1 protein-coding gene is annotated in these 2,005 nt (G+C 70.7%); it reads left to right on the plus strand.

Annotated features, from left to right (window positions below):
• Positions 1 to 2,005 (plus strand): condensation domain-containing protein (locus E1294_RS51755; protein WP_165977996.1); only part of this gene is annotated, 2,005 nt, incomplete at both ends.

Here is a 2,005-nt window from a genome sequence, read left to right on the forward strand (position 1 = left end):
GTATCGGGGTGATCCGGAGACGACGGCGGTCAAGTTCGTGGAGGCTGCGGGCGGGCGCTGGTATCGGACCGGGGACATGGGCCGGTACTGGCCGGACGGCACGCTGGAGTTCCTGGGCCGGGCCGATCATCAGGTGAAGATCCGGGGGCATCGGATCGAGCTGGGTGAGGTCGAGGCGGCGTTGGAGGCGTTTGCTGGGGTGAGCCGGGCGGTCGCGGTGGCGGTGGGGGATCGGCGGCAGCGCCGGTTGGCGGCGTTCGTCACTCCTGGCGATGTGGATCAGGGTGAGTTGCGGTCGTTCCTGGCCGACCGGTTACCGGGTTACGCGATCCCGCCGGCGATCACGATGCTGGACCACCTGCCCCTGACCGCCAACGGCAAGATCGACCGATCCGCGCTCACCGCACTCGTCGCCGACACACCGGAGACCACGGCGCACGAGCCGCCCGTCGGCCCCGCCGAGACCGTGCTCGCCACCATCTGGGCCGACCTGCTCGAACGTCCCGCCGTGCGACGTACCGACAACTTCTTCACCCTCGGCGGCGACTCGCTGCTCGCCACCCGCATGATCGCCCGGCTGCGCGCGGAAGGCGTCACCGACGCCAGGCTGAGCCTGCTGTTCCAGACGCCGGTGCTGGCGGACTTCGCGGCCACCCTCACCCTCGGGGAGGCGGCCCCGCCGGTCCCCGCACTCGCCCCGGACGTGGCGCACCGGCACGAGCCGTTCCCGCCCACCGAGGTGCAGCGGGCCTACTGGCTCGGCCGGGCCGAGCACTTCACGCTCGGCGGCGTCGGCTGCCACTTCTACACCGAGTTCGACGGCGACATCGACCTCGACCGGCTGGAAACCGCGTGGAACCTGCTGATCGAGCGGCATGAGATGCTGCGCGCCGTCTTCGACCAGGACGGGCTCCAGCGCATCCTGCCCGAGGTGCCGCGCTTCACCATCGCCGCCGCCGACAGCGTCGAGGCCATGCGCGAGCAGATGTCGCACCAGGTGCTCGACGTGTCGGCGTGGCCGCTGTTCGATGCGCGGGCCGTACGCCACGAAGGCGGGGTGCGGCTCGGCGTCAGCTTCGACAACATCATCGTCGACGCGCTGAGCATGATGGTCTTCTTCGCCGAGCTCGACCAGCTCTACCACGACCCGGGCACCGTCCTGCCGCCGATCGGGGTGTCGTTCCGCGACTACCTGCTCGCGCAGGCCCCCGATCCCGCCGTCTTCGAGACGGCCAAGGAATACTGGGCGGCCCGGCTCCCCGAGCTGCCGCCCGCCCCGCAACTGCCGCTCCGTGTCGACCCGGCGCTGATCGACCGGCCGAGGTTCGCCCGGCGCGAGCTCCGGCTGCCCGCCGACCGGTGGCGGGCGATCATCGACCTGGCCCGCCGGCACGAGCTCACCCCGGCCACCGTGCTGGCGGCGGCGTTCGGCGAGGTTCTGGGCACGTGGAGCGCCCAGCAGGAGCTGACGCTCAACCTCACGCTGTTCGACCGGCGCGAGGTCCACCCCGACATCCACCGCGTGCTCGGCGACTTCACCTCGCTGCTGCTCGTCGGCTACCGGCAGGGCGCCGGCTGGCTGGACGGAGCCCGCAAGCTCCAGGAAGAGGTCTGGCGCGGCCTGGAGCACGGCGAGGTCTCGGCGGTCTGGGTGATGCGCGAGCTGGCCAGGCGGAACGCCACGATCGAGATGACCATGCCGGTGGTGTTCACCAGCACGCTCGGGGTCAGCGGCGAGGGAGTGGCCGGGCCGTCGTTCGCCGAACAGGTCTGGGGCGTGTCGCAGACCCCGCAGGTCTGGCTGGACAGCCAGGTGGGTGAGATCGACGGCGAACTGCTGGTCCGGTGGGACGCGGTGGAGGAGTTGTTCGCGCCGGAGGTGTTGGATGCGATGTTCGGGGCGTATGGGGGGTTGCTGGAGTGGTTGTCGGAGGGTGATTGGTCGCAGGAGGTTCCTGTGTTGTTGCCTGCCGGTCAGGTTGTAGTTCGGGAGCGGGTGAACGAT

Origin of the sequence: Nonomuraea diastatica (assembly GCF_004349015.1) — a bacterium.
GTDB classification, from domain to species: domain Bacteria; phylum Actinomycetota; class Actinomycetes; order Streptosporangiales; family Streptosporangiaceae; genus Nonomuraea; species Nonomuraea diastatica.